13 protein-coding genes are annotated in these 16,055 nt (G+C 73.2%); 3 read left to right on the top strand and 10 right to left on the bottom strand.

What is annotated here, in order from left to right; genetic code table 11:
* Positions 1–32: 32 nt before the first annotated feature.
* From ACFYZR_RS26330 to ACFYZR_RS26310, 5 genes are all read right to left on the bottom strand, one after another.
* Positions 33–2,201 (bottom strand): FUSC family protein, encoded by a 2,169-nt coding sequence (locus ACFYZR_RS26330; RefSeq protein WP_391914416.1) that lies wholly within the window; start codon positions 2,199–2,201, stop codon positions 33–35.
* A gap of 151 nt (positions 2,202–2,352) precedes the next feature.
* Complete coding sequence (locus ACFYZR_RS26325; RefSeq protein WP_391914414.1) at positions 2,353–2,970, bottom strand: DsbA family protein; 618 nt, start codon at positions 2,968–2,970, stop codon at positions 2,353–2,355.
* A gap of 91 nt (positions 2,971–3,061) precedes the next feature.
* Entirely contained in the window at positions 3,062–3,556 is a 495-nt protein-coding gene (locus ACFYZR_RS26320) for a MarR family winged helix-turn-helix transcriptional regulator (protein WP_391914412.1), read from the bottom strand.
* 65 nt (positions 3,557–3,621) lie between these two features.
* Complete coding sequence (locus ACFYZR_RS26315) at positions 3,622–6,189, bottom strand: phosphatidylglycerol lysyltransferase domain-containing protein (RefSeq protein WP_391914410.1); 2,568 nt, start codon at positions 6,187–6,189, stop codon at positions 3,622–3,624.
* A complete protein-coding gene (locus tag ACFYZR_RS26310; RefSeq protein WP_391914408.1) occupies positions 6,186–7,532 on the bottom strand; it encodes an alpha/beta hydrolase in 1,347 nt (448 codons plus the stop codon). Before ACFYZR_RS26310 ends, ACFYZR_RS26315 begins: the two co-directional genes overlap by 4 nt.
* A gap of 172 nt (positions 7,533–7,704) precedes the next feature.
* On the opposite strand from ACFYZR_RS26310, the gene ACFYZR_RS26305 reads away from it, so the two are divergent.
* Entirely contained in the window at positions 7,705–9,849 is a 2,145-nt protein-coding gene (locus ACFYZR_RS26305) for a hypothetical protein (RefSeq protein WP_391914406.1), read from the top strand.
* On the opposite strand, the gene ACFYZR_RS26300 is transcribed toward ACFYZR_RS26305, so the two are convergent.
* The 4 genes from ACFYZR_RS26300 to ACFYZR_RS26285 all read right to left on the bottom strand — a co-directional run bounded on the left by ACFYZR_RS26300 (position 9,836) and on the right by ACFYZR_RS26285 (position 13,976).
* The gene (locus tag ACFYZR_RS26300; RefSeq protein WP_391914404.1) at positions 9,836–10,990 is read right to left on the bottom strand and encodes a SagB/ThcOx family dehydrogenase; all 1,155 of its coding nucleotides are present in this window, start codon (positions 10,988–10,990) and stop codon (positions 9,836–9,838) included. The genes ACFYZR_RS26305 and ACFYZR_RS26300 overlap by 14 nt on opposite strands.
* A 249-nt stretch (positions 10,991–11,239) precedes the next feature.
* Positions 11,240–12,022 (bottom strand): class I SAM-dependent DNA methyltransferase, encoded by a 783-nt coding sequence (locus ACFYZR_RS26295; RefSeq protein ID WP_391914402.1) that lies wholly within the window; start codon positions 12,020–12,022, stop codon positions 11,240–11,242.
* Positions 12,023–12,293: 271 nt separating this feature from the next.
* The gene (locus ACFYZR_RS26290; RefSeq protein WP_391914400.1) at positions 12,294–13,316 is read right to left on the bottom strand and encodes a hypothetical protein; all 1,023 of its coding nucleotides are present in this window, start codon (positions 13,314–13,316) and stop codon (positions 12,294–12,296) included.
* 63 nt (positions 13,317–13,379) lie between these two features.
* Positions 13,380–13,976, bottom strand: a complete 597-nt coding sequence (locus ACFYZR_RS26285; RefSeq protein WP_391914398.1) for a hypothetical protein — start codon at positions 13,974–13,976, stop codon at positions 13,380–13,382.
* 228 nt (positions 13,977–14,204) lie between these two features.
* On the opposite strand from ACFYZR_RS26285, the gene ACFYZR_RS26280 reads away from it, so the two are divergent.
* Both ACFYZR_RS26280 and ACFYZR_RS26275 read left to right on the top strand, forming a co-directional pair.
* Positions 14,205–14,627: a YchJ family protein gene (locus ACFYZR_RS26280; RefSeq protein WP_391914396.1), complete on the top strand. Its 423-nt coding sequence runs from the start codon at positions 14,205–14,207 to the stop codon at positions 14,625–14,627.
* A 139-nt stretch (positions 14,628–14,766) separates the two neighbouring features.
* Complete coding sequence (locus ACFYZR_RS26275; protein WP_386723871.1) at positions 14,767–15,222, top strand: hypothetical protein; 456 nt, start codon at positions 14,767–14,769, stop codon at positions 15,220–15,222.
* 229 nt (positions 15,223–15,451) lie between these two features.
* On the opposite strand, the gene ACFYZR_RS26270 is transcribed toward ACFYZR_RS26275, so the two are convergent.
* Positions 15,452–15,802, bottom strand: coding sequence for a hypothetical protein (locus ACFYZR_RS26270; RefSeq protein ID WP_391914394.1), 351 nt, complete (start codon positions 15,800–15,802; stop codon positions 15,452–15,454).
* Between the last annotated feature and the right edge of the window lie 253 nt (positions 15,803–16,055).

Below are 16,055 nucleotides of genomic sequence, written 5' to 3'. Positions count from 1 at the left end.
CCCGTGAGGGGGCATGCGGAGCACGGCGCGGACTAACCCGAACGGGTGACGACAGGGGTCGCGATCCGTGCGACGTCCTCCGCCACGCCCGTCAGCCAGGCCTCCGCGTCCACCGTCAGCAGGACGCGGGCGGCGTCCATGTGCCCGGCGTGCGAGGCGGCGCTCCGCAGGAGGCCGGACGCGGCGGCCGGGTGGGGGGCCGGGTCGGGGCAGCCGGGGGCGAGGCGGGCCGGGTCGTGGGCGCGCAGCGCCTCGGCGGCGCGGAGGGCGTCGTCGGCCACGCGGTCGGCCAGGAAGGTCAGTTCGGCGGCGGCGTCGGGCGAGAGCGGGGTGGCCCCGAGGGCGGTGCCGTACCGCAGGAGCATCAGTTCGCCGCCGCGCAGCATGTGGTAGCCGGCCAGCATGGCGATCTCCCACGGCGGGTCGGCGGTGCGCCTCAGCAGGCGTTCGCCCCGGTACTGGCAGTACGAGGCCTCGGTCAGGAGCATGGCCGCGCGGACCGTGCGCAGGGGATCGGCGGGTGCGGGGCGGCCGCAGAGGAGGTCCGTGACGCCCCGGCACCCGGCGGCGCCGGCGGCCAGGAAGTCGGCGACGGTGCGGCGCAGTTCGCCCCCGGCCCCGCGCGGCCAGGCGAGCAGGCTCGCCAGGGCGCCGATCGCGCCGCCGATGAGGACGTCGACGAGGCGCACGGCGGACAGCTGCCACTGCGGGGTGGAGAGCTGGGCGAACATCAGCACGATGACGACCGTGAACGTCCCCTGCCCCCACGCGGGTCCGAGCAGCGTGGCCACGGTGAGGCCGACGAGGAGGACGGCGGGCAGCGCCGCCGCGTAGAACAGGGGGACGTCACCGACGACGCGGAGCGCGAGGGCGGCGAGCACGGCCCCCGTGGTCGTACCGGTGATGGCGGGGCGCAGGGCGGCCCGGGTGTCGGCCGCCGAGGTGCGCATGAGGCTGAGGGTGGCCAGGAGGACCCAGAAGCCGTGCGGGAGGCCGAGGGCGCCGACCAGGAGCCGGGCGCCGGCCATGGCCACGGCGACCCGGAGGGCGTTGCGGAAGTGGACCGAGCGGAGCGTCAGGTGCAGCCGCATCCGGTGCCACCACAGCTCGGGGGCCGGCACGGTGGCGTACCAGAACGGTCCGCCGCGCTCCGCCCCGGCCGTGGCGGGGCGGGCGCCCAGGGCGATCCGCGACGCTCGGGTGGCCAGCCGCGCGCCCTCGGCGGCGGAGCGGACGACGGCGTCGTGGCGGAGCCGCTCGGGCGCGGCGCCGGGGAGCCCGTCCGCGCGGACGGCGTCGAAGGCGACGAGAGCGCGGCGCAGCTCGTCGCCCTCGCCGTCGCCGTCGCCCTCGCCGTCGGGAGGCGGGGTGCCGTCGGTCAGACCGGTGGCGACGGGGCGCAGGGCGGTGGCGGTGCGCTCCAGCAGGGCGGTGGCGGCGGGCTCGCCGGACCCGGTGGGTCCGCCGGGGGTGCGGTAGAGGCGGTCGAGCTGGTCGTGGACGTGCCGGACGGCCGCACGGGTGTGGATGAGGGCGCGGTCCCGGGCGGACGGCGAGGTGGGGCGCTCGGCGGGCGGGATCCGGGAGGTGCGCGCCTCTTCGAGTGCCCGCTCGGCGGCGGGCCGGACGTCCTCGCCGCCGTGCGCGGCGGCGGCGCAGCTGTCGGCCACGGCGGCCGTCGCGTGCCCGAGCCGCTCCCGGTACGGGACGGGCGGGGGCTCCCGCCAGCCCAGGCGGTCCAGCAGCCGGTCGACGGCGGCGGTGAGCAGGATGCCGGCGGTCAGCCCGGCCAGGCGGGAGCCGAGGGTGGCGGGGGCGTAGGGCGGGAAGCAGGGCAGGATGTAGAAGAGCTGGCCGGCCGCGCTCAGCCCGGCCGGGACGGGCCCGCCCGTCGCCGCGAAGGCGACGAGGAAGCCCACGGCGAACATGCCCGCCGCGGCGGCCCAGCCGCGCACGGCCAGCAGGGTGCCCGCCGTGACCATGACCCAGCCGACCGGCACCATCGCCAGGAGGACACGGGTGCGGTGCCGGCCGGGGCCGGGGATCTGCGAGAACAGCACCAGCGGCAGGACGCCGAAGATGGCGTAGAGGCCGAGGGTGCGGTCGCCCAGGGCGTGGGCGAAGCCGTAGAAACCGGCGCAGCCGGCGAGGGTGGCCCAGACGGCGCGGCGCGCTGCTGGCAGGATATCGGCGCGAGCCATGGTGTTTTCCCAGGCTAGGCGGCGCGTCGGCCACCGCAACCGGGGGAGTCAGCCCCGGTCCCGCCCTCTCACCGTTTCCTGGCGGGCTTCGCCCCCGGCCCCCCTTGTCCGCGCTGACGCGCGTCGTCCTCAAACGCCGGACGGGCTGGGATCAGCCCGCCATGGCGGCCGCCAGGCGCTCGCTCACCTGGTCGGCCGTGGCGTGGCCCACGGCCAGGACCGTGACGCGCTCGCCGTCGACGGCCAGCAGCGTGGGGAAGCCCTGGACGCCGTACTCCGCCGCGCGGCGGAAGTCCGCGCGGGCGGCCTTGGCGGCGCCGGGGGCCGAGAGGGCGGTGGCCACGGCGTCCGCGTCGAGGCCGGCGGCCTCGGCGACGGTGCGGTAGGTGCTCTCCTCGGAGAGGCTGAGCCCGTCCTCGTAGAACGCGTTCTGGAGGGCGGCGGCCAGCTCGGCGGCGCGATCCGGGGCGACCTGGCGCAGGGCAGCCATGCCGCGTGCGGCGGCCTCGGAGTCCATGACGAAGGAGCCGTCCGCGATCAGCCGGTCGTAGGCCGCGCCGAACCCCGCCCCCGTCAGCTCCGCGATCTTCGCGTTGGCGCCCTGGACGTAGCCGAACTCGCGGATCGGCACGCGGCGGGCGCCGGTGAACAGTCCGCCGGAGACGACCTCCACGGGCAGCTCCGGGTGGCGCCGGGCGGTCTCGGTGAGCGTGGCCGAGAAGCCGTGGGACCAGCCGCAGTAGGCGTCGAAGACGTACACGAGCTTCATGGGGGTACCTCCAGAGGGGATGGCGTGAGCGGTTCACCTGCCATAACAGTATCTGCTTTGTCAGATATTCCGTCCCTCCCCGTCGGGCCCCTCAGCGCAGTCGCGGCAGCGCGTCCCTCGCCGCGTGGCTGAGGAGCCTCAGATCCTCCGCGAACCGCTCCCGGTGCGCCTCGGGCAGCGGCTCCAGGAAGAAGCGGCGGATGTTCTCCCGGTGGATCCGGGCGGCCCGGACCACCGTCGCCTCCCCCGCCGGGGTCAGCCGGACCAGCCGGCCCCGCCGGTCGCCGGGGTCGGCGTCCCGGACCACCAGGCCCGCCGCCTCCATCCGGTCCACCAGCCGGGTCACCCCGCCCGTGGTCAGCACCCGCTCCTGGGCGATCGCCCGCATGGGCAGCCCCGCCTCCCCGGCCCGGCCCAGGATCAGCAGCACCTCGAACATCAGGTGGCTGATCCCGCACTCCTCCTCGATCGCCCGGCCCAGGATGTACTCCAGCCGGTTCGCGGCCCCCTGGAGCCGGCCGAAGGCCAGCACCAGGCCGTCGTCCGCCGCTTCCTTGGCCGTCGCGATCCCGCTCTCGTGTGCCACGTGGCCCCTCTCACCCGTCACCCCTGGCTTGCGTGGCACCCGTGCGCCACTGAAGGAGCCTAGAGCTACGCCGAGAACTGCCGCACCAGCCGCACCCCCTGGACGGCCGTCAAGTGCGGCAGATACGCCTTGGCGACCGCCCGGGTGATGGCGGGCAGGGCCGCCGGGTCCGGGTAGGCCATGTACATCGGCCGGTACTGCGGCTGGAACTTCGCCTTGAAATTGAGCAGCGAGCGGAAGCCGTAGACCGGCTCCAGCATCTTCCCGCCGTAGTCGAGGACCCGCTGCAGGGCGACCGGCGGCTCCTCGGTGGCCTTGCGGGCCAGCGGAGCGCCGGAGAGGCTGAGGAAGCGGGCGCCCTCCTCCTTGAAGCCGAGCGCGGCCGAGGCGATCAGGAACTCCATCGAGCCGCGGAAGCCGTCCGCCCTGCGCCGCATGAAGTCCAGCGTCCAGCCGGCGGGCGTCCCCTCCTCGTACACCGGCATCCAGCTGGTGATGCCGTGCACGGTGTGCTCGGCGTCGACGGCGAGGAGGCAGCGCACCGCCGGGTCGTCCAGCTCGTCGAGGCCGCCCAGGGTGAAGTCCATCTCCGGCAGGCCCTTGTCGGCGACCCACTCCTCGGAGATCGACCGGATCTGGTCGGTGACGGCGACGGGGGCGTCGGGGAAGGACCACCACTCGGCGGTGATGCCCTCCTTCTTCGCCTTGTTCAGCGCCGTGCGCACGTCCTGCCACTTCTTGCCGGTGAACGCCAGGTCGGGCAGCGGCACCACGGTGTCCTCGGCGACCTGCACCGAGCGCCAGCCCAGCCGTTCGGCGGCCTCGCGGGTGGCGGCGCCGACGCTGTAGAAGCAGGGCGTCCAGCCGCGCTCGTCGCAGTGCCGGGCGAAGCCGGCCACCGCGTCGGCCCGCTCCTCCGGTACCCCGAAGGGGTCGCCGGTGGTCAGCGCCACCGTGGCGATGACCCGGTAGGCGACGGCGGTCCGGCCGTTCGCGGCGAACCAGTAGTAGTTGCCGTCCCAGGTCGTCAGGTACGACAGCGTCGAGCCGCCGTGCGCGACGAGCAGTTCGCGGGCGCGCACGGCCGCGTCGGCGTCGGTGTGGAGCCGGGGCCGGCGGAAGGTGATCAGCAGCGCGATCAGCGTCACCAGCCAGAACACGAGCCCGCAGTAGCGGTAGAGGGTCTCGGCCGTGCCGCCGACCGGCACCGGCCAGTCGGTGAAGTAGCCGAGGAAGGCCGGCGGCAGGTACTCCGACACCAGGCCGCTCAGCAGCCGGCCGATGCCGGCCTCGGGGTCGTACTGGTCGCGCACGGCCCAGCCGATGCCCACGTACGCGGCGGAGGCCAGCAGCAGGGCGCCGCCCGCCACGGCGGCCAGGCCCCCCAGGGCGGAGCGCGGCAGGCGCAGGTCGAAGCGTTGTCGGGTGACGAGCAGGAGCAGCAGGACGAGGACGGGCAGCAGCATCTGCTCGGCGAAGTACTGGACGTAGTCGGCGTGCTCGGTGGGCTCGGCGCCGTACGCGGAGGGGTTGCCGAGGAAGTCGTGGAGCCAGTAGGCGAAGAGGGCGATCCAGCCGAGGTGGAGCAGGACGGCCAGGCTCCAGGCGAGCCGCAGTCCCCGGCGCAGCCCTTCGGCGAGGACGAGGAGGACGACGGGGACGACGACGGCCATGGCGACGGCGGGCGAGTCGTAGAAGCCGCGGACGGCGTCGGCGGCGTGGCAGTCCCGGGCGGACTGGGCGCAGGCGTCGGCGACGTCCTGGGCGCTGGGCCGGGTGGAGACGTAGAGCTCGTTGAAGGTGCTGAAGGGACCGTAGGCGTCCTTGTAGAGGATGGCGGTGATCGGGCCGATCGCGGCGGCGGCCACGACGAGGGCGACGAGCACCCGGGCCTCGGTGTGGGAGGAGTGCAGCGGTCGCAGGGGCCCGCGGCGGCGCAGGAGCAGGGCTCCCACCGCGAGCCCGGCCACCGCGCCGCCGAGCCGCAGCACGCCCTGGAGGTGGCCCACGTACAGGGCCATGACGAGGGAGAAGGCGACGATGCCGAGCCGTACCCGGCGGCGCCACAGGGCGGTGAGCCGGTAGCTGAGGACGGCCCCGACGGCGAGGGCGCCCACGGTGGGGGTGACGGACAGGTCCTGGGTGAGGCTGTCCAGCCACTGCTCGCCCGCCAGCGAGCCGAGTCTCACCGCCCCGACGCCCAGCAGGGTGCCCAGGATCTGGCCGCCGAGGAGCGCGGCGGCGGTACGGGCGACGCCCAGGCGCCGCTCGGCGGGGGTGACGAGGAGCAGCACGATGACGGTCGAGCCGATGTACGCGCCGAGCCCGGGGCACCACAGCAGGGAGCTGGCCGGGGTCCACCAGCGGCCCTCGGCGAGCGCGGGCACGCCGACGGCGATCCGTTCCATGCGGTGCGGGCGGGGGCCGGAGCCCAGGGAGCCGGTGACGGCGCCGACGATCCACAGCACGGCGAGGAAGCCCAGGGTGAAGGGGGCGTGGCGGACGGGTACGAGGAGCCGGTCGAGGGTGGCCCGCCAGGGGTGGGTGCTGTCGCCGGTCTCCGGAACGTCACCGGGGGCGGGTACGGGTGGCGGGGCGCCCGGCCCGGGGCCGTCGCCGCCGGGCGCGCTCACCGGATCAGTCCCGTCTCCCGGGCCAGCCAGGGCAGCTGCCTCTCCAGGCCGGGGCGCCAGACGGCCCAGCTGTGGCCGCCGGGCAGCAGCACGAACTCGGCCCGCATCCCGGCCTTCACGGCGGCCTCGTAGACCTTCCGCTGCTGCGGCCGGTAGGTGCTGTCGTCGCTGCCCGCGACGAAGGCGGCCTTGGTGTCGGGGAAGCGCTGCCGGGCCATGACGTCCAGCGGGTTCACCTTCTCGTAGGCGGCCGCGTCCCCGCCGAAGGCCTTGTCGATCGTCCTCTGCCGGCTGCCGAGGGTGGGCGCCTCCTGGCCGGAGATGTCGTTGACGACGCCGTAGACCTGGGGGGCGTTCACACCGAGCTGGAGGGAGCAGGTGCCGCCGAAGGAGAGGCCGGAGACGGCCCAGGAGGTGCGGGCGGCGGCGACCTGGAGGTGGGAGCGGATCCAGTCGGGGACGTCGGTGGCGAGGTAGGTCTGGACGTTGCCGAGCCGGGAGTCCAGGCAGAGGGTGTTGGCGAACTGCGAGCCGAGCGGGTCCACGACGGCGACGACGGGGGCCAGGCCCTGGTGGTCGCGGGCGAAGGCGTTCATCATCTCGACGAGCCGGCCGGAGTTGATCCACTCGTCGGGCGAGCCCGGCTGACCGGCCATCAGGACGAGCACGGGCAGCAGCGGGCGCGGGGTGGCCTTGTAGGCGGGCGGCAGATAGACGTACGCGCTGCGGGCCTTGAAGCCCGAGACGGTGCCGGGGATGTCGGTCCGGGAGATCGTGCCGGTGTCGGCCATGCCCGCCGGGGGCCGCCACACCTCGGAGAGCGTCTTGCCGGGCGGCACGGACAGGGTGGGCCCGGCGGTGCCGGTGGCCTCGGAGAGGCGGGTGGTCTTCTGGAGCCAGGCGTTGAGGGCGCTGCGGGTCGTCGGGTACTGGTCGAAGTGGCGGTTGATCTGCGAGGCGCCCATGAGGACGACGAGCAGGCCCGCGAGCACGGCCGGGAGCCAGTACCGCGGCCGCAGCAGCGGCAGCCGGAAGGCGGTGAGGCACAGGCCGAGGACGGCGACGCCCGCCCAGAGGACGACCTCCGTCGGCAGGGGGTCGGGGAAGGGCTGGAGCCAGTCGTCCACGGCCACCTGGAGGAGCAGGGTGAGCAGGGCGGCGAGCACCACGGCCGCCGGGGCCCAGCGGGCCCACCACGGGCGCCGCCGGGAGGAGAACAGGGCGGCGAGGGCGCAGAGGCCGACGGCCAGGACGGCGAGCGGGATCCATCCGCTCACCAGGGACCAGTCCAGTGGGCCCGCCGCGAGCCGCGGCGGGCCGTCCGGTATCCGTATCCGCACCACGACAAAATGCTACGTACGCGTCGGTTCCCGGCAACTCGGGGCATGTGGGCGCGGTCTTGCCGGAACTCTTCCCTCCCGCCAGATTCCCAGCAGAATCGCGATTCGCGCGCCGGCCGCGACAGCGGCGACGGATGTCTCCCAGGAGGGCGAAGACATGGACGTGACCCGGAGAATGAGCCGTAGAGGGCTGTTACGGGCGGGGCTGGGGGTGGGGGGCGCCGCCGTGGTGGGACAGCGCCTGGCCCTCGCCGGCCCCGCCACCGCCGCACCCGCCCCGCTGCCCCTGGACCGGGCGGCGTGGGCCGCGCCCGCCGTACGGGCGGGGACCTTCCCCGAGTGGAGCCGCTTCGCCCGGCTGGCCGACGGGACGTTCGACGAGGACGCCGACCCGGTCCGCGACATGAAGCCGGTCATCGACGGGCTCAAGGCGCAGAACGTCAGCGTGATCGAGCTCGACACCGTCCTGTCCAACTGGCTGACGGACCAGGAGTTCACCCAGCACGTCGGCAAGGTGCGGGACTTCGTCGGCCTCGCCCACGCGGCGGGCATCCGCGTGGTCATGTACTACCCGTCGATGGAGCTGATCAGCGTCGGCGGCGAGAAAGGCCGCTCCTTCTACAAGAACGGCCAGGGCAAGGACTGGGTCCAGCGCTCCCTCGACGGCAAGCCCAACGTCTTCTACGGCAGCCTGGTCGTCTGGGTGGACCCGGGCGACGAGAGCTGCTGGCTCAGCCCCAACTCCCCCTGGCGCGACTACTACCTCGGCCGGATCAAGGCCCTCGCCGGCACCGGCCTCGACGCCATCTGGCCGGACGTCCCCATCTACTTCGACGGCGCGCTCAGCTGGTGCGACGGCTCCTCCTGGGCCGCCGCCTCCTTCAAGGCCGACACCGGCCTCGCCCTGCCCCCCAAGGCCGACTTCACCAGCCTGACCTTCCGCCGCTACGTCGAATGGCGCCACCGCAACCTCCACCAGTGGCAGCTGGACATCGCGTCCGCCGGCCGGTCCGTCAACCCCGACCTGGTCACCTTCGTGGAAACCGTCAGCATGGACTACCAGTACGCCACGCTGGTCGGCCTCGACGGCGCGTACCTGCGCACGGCGGAGGGCGTGAGCCAGATGTGGGAGGTGGACATCCTCGGCAACTACGACGGGATGCGCCACGCCACCGCCACCGACTGGACCTGCCTGATCTCGATGTACAAATACGCGCGGGCCGCCAGCGGCACCAAGCCGGCCTGGGCGTTCTCCTACGGCTGGAAGGCCGACGACGCGTCCCTGGTGATGGCCGAGCTGCTGGCCGCGGGGTGCAACCCGTACGAGGTCAAGAGCCCGTTCAAGAACGAGACCACCGACAAGGCCATGCGCACCCGCATGTACGCCTTCGTGGCGGCCAACCAGGAGAAGCTCTACAACGCCACGACCGCCGCCGAGGTCGGCGTCTACCACTCCTCCGCCTCCCGGGACTTCGTCAGCCCCTCGCCGGGCACGGGCATGTACGCCAACGTCAAGAAGCCGGCCGGGGTCAAGGAGTGGTGGAGCTCGGGCAGCGCGGAGGAGAGCTGCGCCAAGCAGGCGTGGCTCGGGGAGTTCCGGGGCACGGTCAAGGCGCTGGTGTACGCGCACGTCCCCTTCGTCACCGTCACCAGCCCCGGCCTGACCGCCGCGGACCTGGCCGGGCTGAAGGTCCTGCTGCTGCCGAACCTCCAGGCGGTCTCCGACGCGGAGGCGGCGGTGCTGCGGGGGTTCGTCGCGGGCGGCGGCACCGTCGTGATCACGGGCCCGGCGCCGACGGCGCTGGACGAGCTGGGGACGGCCCGGAGCGAGTACGCGCTCGCCGACGTCCTCGGCTTCCGCAAGGGCGACGCCCTGCCGGACAGCAAGCAGAACCGGTTCGGCGCGGGGACGTGCCGGTATGTCAAGTCCCTGCCGGGGCACGCGTTCCTGGACACGGCCGACAAGGCCGCCGGTGAGCTGCTGCTCGCCCCGGTGCGCGCGGCCGCGCCGCCGGCGGTGACGCTGAGCGGCGACGACCGGATCCATCTGGAGATGGGGCGGCTGGGCGGTGACGTGGTGATCCAGCTGGTCAACTTCACGGGGTTCGGGGACGTGGCGGCGGCGTTCAAGACCACCCCGGCCGCGTGTACGGTCGCGCTGACCGTGCCCGCCGGGAAGAAGGTGCTCGGGGCGACCGTCAGCTCGCCGGACGCGGGGTCACCCGCTCCGAAAGCGGTTCCCTTCACGGTGGACGGTGGAACGGTGAGCGTTCCGCTGACTGTCGTCCAGTACTCCTTGCTCACGCTCAGCCTGGGCTGAGCGTGGGGCGCGCGGCCGGCGCCGGGCCCGGGCGGCTCCCGCGGAACGCCTCCAGCCCCGCCGGCCGCTTCAGCCCCTCGGTCCCCTCCGGGCCCTCGGCCGGCACCCCGGCGCCGAGCAGGTACAGCGCCGTCTCCTCCACCCCGTCCAGACCCAGCAGCCCCTCGACGGCGGAGTCGGTGAACGCGGCGGTCTGGAAGGGGCCCAGCCCCAGCGCGGTGGCCACCATGGCGAAGGTCTGCGCGAAGTGGCCGGCGTCCATCAGCATGATCCGGTACGTGCGCGCCGTGCGGTACTTGGACCGCAGCCGCTCCGTCAGCGCGGTGAGCACGACGACGAACGCCGCGTCCTCGATCCCCCGCTGGTTCACGCTCAGGCGCGCCACGTCCTGCCACGGCGGGCACTCGGCCAGGAACTCCAGCGCGTGCGTGAGCACGTTGTAGTGGTAGACGCCGGGCGCCACGTCCGCGACCCGGCGCACCAGCACATACGCCTCGGTCTCCTGTCGCGCCCCGGCCGAGGCGCTGGTGCGCTGCATGAGCCCGCCGTAGGCGTCGGCGTCGATGAAGGCGGCGGGGCCGAACACGGCGGCGAGCAGGGCCGAGAAGTCGGCCAGCGGCACGTCCCGGTCGGCGAAGGCGCGATGGGTCCGGCGGCCGTACAGGACGTCCTCGAAAGGGGCGTCGAGGCGCCGGGGGGCGCGGGGCAGCAGGATGGTGTCGGCGTCCGGGTAGGACTTGAACAGCGCGGGCCGCTCCCGCTCCGAGGCCAGGCGGGCGCGGAGTTCAGGGGTGTCCTCGGTGTAGGGGGCGTCCCTGGTCATCGCGTGGAGGTAGCGGGCGCTGACGTTCCACTCGGGCCAGGCCGTCCCGGCCACCTCGTCGCCGTCGGCCCCGGGGTCCCCGTCGCGCACGACGAGCCCGGCGGCCTCCAGTTCGGCCAGGGACTGGAGGACGGATTCGGGGTCGAAATCGGGGAACCGGGTGGCGGCTTTCTCCTCCTCGATCCATTCCCCCAGCTCGTTGAGCAATTCCGCGCCCAGGGGTTCGAGGGAAACCGTGGTACGGGTGCGGTAATTCTCCGCGACGAATGTGTTGTCATGCCAGTAGCACACGATGCTGCGGGCTCGGCGGACGGGCAATTTCGCTCCTCACAGGATGTACCGTGGCCGGGCCCGCAGGGGGCCCGGCCACGGTCACTTTCACGCGGAGTGCAGCACGAGGTACTTCTCCTCGGTGACAACCGGCTTGGTGTTGACAACCATCTTGCGCATGGGGCCCACCTCCTTCACATTCGGATTTCACCGGCGGCCGGCCGGATGGCCGACCGGGATCGTGGCGGAGCCGCGCCGCGCGGGGCGGCGGCTCACGACATGGCGGAGCCGGCGGTGCTAGCGGCTCGCGACATAGAGGATCTTCCGGCCGCGGATCTCGTCGCCGGAGTCGGTCAGCTCACCGGCGGTGAGACCGTGGGCGGCGACGAGCCGCAGGCCGGCGGCGGTGAGCAGCCGTCGCACCGTGGCGTCGGAGTGGTGGCGGTAGACGTGCCGGGACGTCACGCGCCGCCAGTCCTCCCCCGTGCGCCGGAAGTAGGTGTGGGTGACGTCGACGACCGCGTCGGGCTCCACCGGCGCGGGCCCGCCCTGCCAGACGTCGAAGTGGCCGTCCTGGTCGACGATCCGCGTCACCGCGTAGGCCCGCTGGTAACTGCCCAGCGTGTTCATGTCGAAGACGAAGATCCCGCCGTCCGCCAGCTGCCGGGCCACGCTCCGGAACGCCCGCTCCAGCTGCTCGTCGTCGGTGAGGTAGCTCAGCGGCTCGCTCATGCACGTGACGGCGTCGAAGGAGCCCAGCACCGGCAGGTCGCGCACATCGCCGACCGTGAACGGGATGCCGGACCCCTTCGTCCGGGCGCGCTCGATCATCGACGGCGACAGGTCGCAGCCGGCCACCTCGTAGCCCAGGTCGCGAAAGGCGAGGGTGCTGTTGCCCGTTCCGCAGCCGACGTCGAGGAGTATTCGCCCGCCGGACCCGTATTTCTCGATGAGTTCGTGGTAGAAGGAAACCCATCGGGAGAAGAGCGGGTCCACGGCGAGCACATCGTAATCGGCGGCGACCGTTTCATAGGCGGTCCGTGCGTGATGGAAATCCGGGTCCGCGGTTTCCGTGGACATGCGACCACCCCTCGACTGGAACTCCTGTTGTTTCTGCTGCTGGTGTTACCGGCATGAACATATGCCGCTGAAAAGTGACCGGTCAAGACAGTGGATGCGGCCGGGATATGACTGACCGGATGCATGCTCATGGAAACTTCTGTGGTTTAAAGAGAGACGACCGGGGGTGCGGGCGAAGAACCCGAGTTCCGGGGCCCTTCCCCGTCCCGGCAGGGACGCCCCCGCGTCCAGCGCCGGCCCGTCCGACGGCCCGGCGGGGGAGCCGATTCGGTCAACTCCGGGGAGCCGGGATGCGCCACAGGGAGCTGGGGCGGTCCTCTCCCCCCTCGTGGGACTCGAAGGCGATCCAGCGGCCGTCCGGGGACCAGCTGGGGGCGCCGTCGTAGGTGTCGGGGTTCCTGGTCACCCGGACCGGGGCCCCGGTGCCGTCGGCGGGGATGACGAAGATCTGCGGCAGTTCGAGGCCGCCCGCCGTGGAGGAGAACACCACCGACCGCCCGTCCGGCGACCAGCTGGGGTCGGTGTGCTCCCCCGCGCCCCGGGTGAGGCGGCGCAGCCCCGAGCCGTCCGCGTCCATGACGTACAGCGCCCAGTCCTCGCCGTCCTCATCGCGCCGCTGGAAGACCAGCCGGTCGCCCTTGGGGGACCAGTTGGGCTGGCGGTTGTCGCTCCGGGTGGCGGGGCCGTCCAGGAGCTTGGTGGCGCGGCTTCCGTCGCGGCGGACCTTCCACAGGGAGCCGAGCGCGGCGCGGTCGCCCGAGCCCTCGCGCTCGACGCTCTCCTGGAAGACGATCCATGTGCCGTCCGGGGAGAAGCTCGGTTCCAGATAGCCGGAGGGGCCGCCGTGCTCGGTCACCCGGGTGGGCCGTCCGCCGGGCTTGAGCACCCAGATCTCGTCCCGGCTGTCGCCCGCCCGGTCGGAGGCGAAGGCCACCTCGCCCCCCGGGTTCCAGCTCGAACCCGGCAGGTTCACGGCCGCCTTGTCCTTCTCGTCGATCAGGGTGCGGGGCGCGGCCCCGGGCGTGCCGCCATCGCCGCCCAGGGGCAGGACGCGCAGGGCGGCGGCGCCCTCGTTGTAGCCGTCCTCGAAGACGGTGAAGAGGAGCGACCGGCCGTCCGGGGAGAACGCCGGGTTCTGGGCGCTGGCCCGGCGGCCGCCGCGGAAGAGCGGCTCGGCCCGGTCGGCGCGCCGGGGGCCCGACGGGCCCGGGTCCGGTTCCTCCGTGTCCTCGCCGCCGCAGGCGGTCGTCAGGGAGGCGGTCAGGATCGCTGCGACGAACAGACGTCTACGCACCGGGCCGACCGTAGCGGAGCCGGCCGCCGTCGAACAGGGGTGTGCCGGAAGGGGCGGAGGTGGCTACAGGCCCGGCAGGGGTGCCGGTACCGGAGGAAGGGGTGCCGCGTTCGTCAGGAGCTTGGGCACGGAGGTGAGGAGGGCCTGGAGGTCGGCGGTCACCTGGCCGACGAGTGCCGTGACCTTGCCGACGTCCTTGACCTGGACGGCCGTCAGCAGGTCGTTGACGTCCTTGAGCAGGGTGTCCAGCTGCGATTTGACGTCCGAGACCGGGTCGACCGCCAGGCCGTCGGTGCCGGGGCGGGCCGGGGTCTTGGCCTTGACCGCCCGGACGTCGGCGAGCAGCCGCTCGGCCGATTCCCGCAGCCGCACTCTCAAATCGCGCAGGTGCTCCACGTCGGGGTTCCAGGAGTCGGCCTCTTTGACGATCCGGGAGCCGAGGTTGAGCGTCTCGCCCAGGCTGCCGATGGAGTCCGAACGGCTGTCGGCCTCGGGGGCGGACTCCACGGCGGATTCCACGACGGCGGGCTCCACGGCGGCGGGCGCCACGGCGGCGGGCCGCGCCGCGCGGCCGGCGGCGAGCGCGGGTCCGGTGACGCCCAGGGTGACCGAGCCGCAGACGAGGGCGGTGGCTATCGCGATGAGCTTGGTGCTGCGCATGCGGAAGATTCCCTTCGAGACACCTGCCGGGACGCGACCACCGTCCGCCGCGCCGGATGGGCGCGCAACCGGTCGCTCTTGGTGACCGGCACCGGACCCTCGGCCCCCACACCCGGCTGAGCTGGGAATTCACCCGAAAGAACAGCGGGGCGGCGCCATCCGGCCCTGCGGCCGAAAGGGTTCGCCCCCATGGCCGGGGACGCTCCCTGGGCCAGGCAGAATCGAGGGGTGTCCAGAAGAAGCTCACGCTCCCCGAAGCCGCCCGTCGTCACCGCCGGCTCGCCCTGCCCCTGTGGGCTCGACGCGACGTACGGCGACTGCTGCGGCGCCTTCCACGACGGCCGCGCCACGGCCCCCACCCCCGAACGCCTGATGCGCTCGCGCTACAGCGCCTTCGTCGTCCTCGACCCCCTCTATCTGCTGCGCACCTGGCACTCCTCCACACGCCCGGCCGACCTCGACCTCGACCCCGGGATCCGGTGGACGGGGCTCGACATCCTGGCCACGACCGGCGGCAGCACCTTCCACAACGACGGCACGGTCGAGTTCCGCGCCCACTACGAAGCACACGGCGAGGCCGGCTCCCAGCACGAGCTCAGCCGCTTCGTACGGGAGGACGACCATTGGGTGTACCTGGACGCGGTGGAGTAGGGCGTGGCCGTCCGACCTCGGTGTATACACACGCTGGGGTGAGACTGCGAGATCTCGGCCACCTGGCGTGAGCGCGCAAGTACCGTCTGCGTTCGGAGTATCGGACGTATGAAACGCTCACGAGAACAGGCGGAACAACATGAGGACAGCCTTCCGTGCCTGCGCGATCGTCGCGGCGAACCTGCTGGCGGTCGCCCTGGCCACGACGGCGGGGCAGGCCACGGCCGCCCCCTCGCATGCCGCGCACCGTGCGCAGGGGTGCCGGGGCGACGGCACATCGTTCACCGACAGGCTCATCCCCGGCCACTGCCTCCAGAACGGCGGCTACCGCCTGGAGATGCAGTACGACGGCAACCTCGTGCTCTACTCCGGCTCCCGCGCCTGCTGGGCGAGCGGTACCGACGGGACGAACGGGGTCTACGCGAAGTTCTCCGGGGACTGGAAGCCCGACTCCCCCTACATGACGCTGGAGTCGCCCGTCGGAGAGCTGCGGAAGTACCGCGGGAAGTACACCGGGCTGCACAAGACCGGGAACGTCAGCCTCAACAACAAGGGCGAGGTCTGGATCGCCTACGGGAAGATGGCGGGCTGCTGACCCGGCGCCAGGGTCCGGCAACGAAGTTTCAGGCGACGCCCGCGCGCACGAGGAGAGTGCCAGAGTCTCGTCGCCCGGCAGGGGCACGACGCGCGCGTCGACGTCCGTGGAGCCGCTGCGCTTGAGCAGATCGGCCCACGCCCTGGGCGGGTACTGCCAGCGCAGGACTGTGAGTTCCCGTTGCCGGCCTTCGAGCCACTTCCCGAGCATCCGCTGGGGGCCGTACACGTCAGGGCTGGGCTCGGCGTGGCACGGCGGGCCACGTGAGTGCGCCACCGTACCGGCGCCGCCCTTCCGCCGAGGAGCGTGCGCCGCAGTCCGCCCGCCCGGCCCATGAAGCGGCCCGGGAGCGCTCGCGGGGCCCCCGGGCCTGACCGGGAAGCGGCCCTGGAAGTGCTCGGCGCAGAACCCCCTTCGCAGTGATCAGGTACGACACCGCCGCGTGGAACAGGCGGTTCGCGTACACCTCGTCGAAGGGGTGGTCGCGCATCAGCAGCAGGATCTCCCGCTCCCACACCTCCGGCTTCACGTAGTCCCGGGGGTCGCGGACCTTCGGCCCGACCTCGACTGCCGTTGCCACGCTGTCCTCCCTCGGTGCTCGATGCCTTCGCCCCACGGCCGGGGCACGCCCTCAGTGCACCGCACCCACACCGCTCCGGGTGATCCATTGCCGCAGGTCGCACGCGGTGTGCAGATGCTGCACACGCCCTCGACGGGCTCTGCGGCCACGCGTACCGTGAGCGCGTCGGCCCCACGCCCACGGGGGGTGTGATGAGCACCGATCCGCTGTGGAGGACGGCCGAAGCCGCCGCCCTGATCGAACGGCGCCAGGC

The organism is Streptomyces sp. NPDC001678 (assembly GCF_042892945.1).
GTDB lineage: Bacteria > Actinomycetota > Actinomycetes > Streptomycetales > Streptomycetaceae > Streptomyces.
This window is presented reverse-complemented; position numbering and strand designations above follow the sequence as displayed.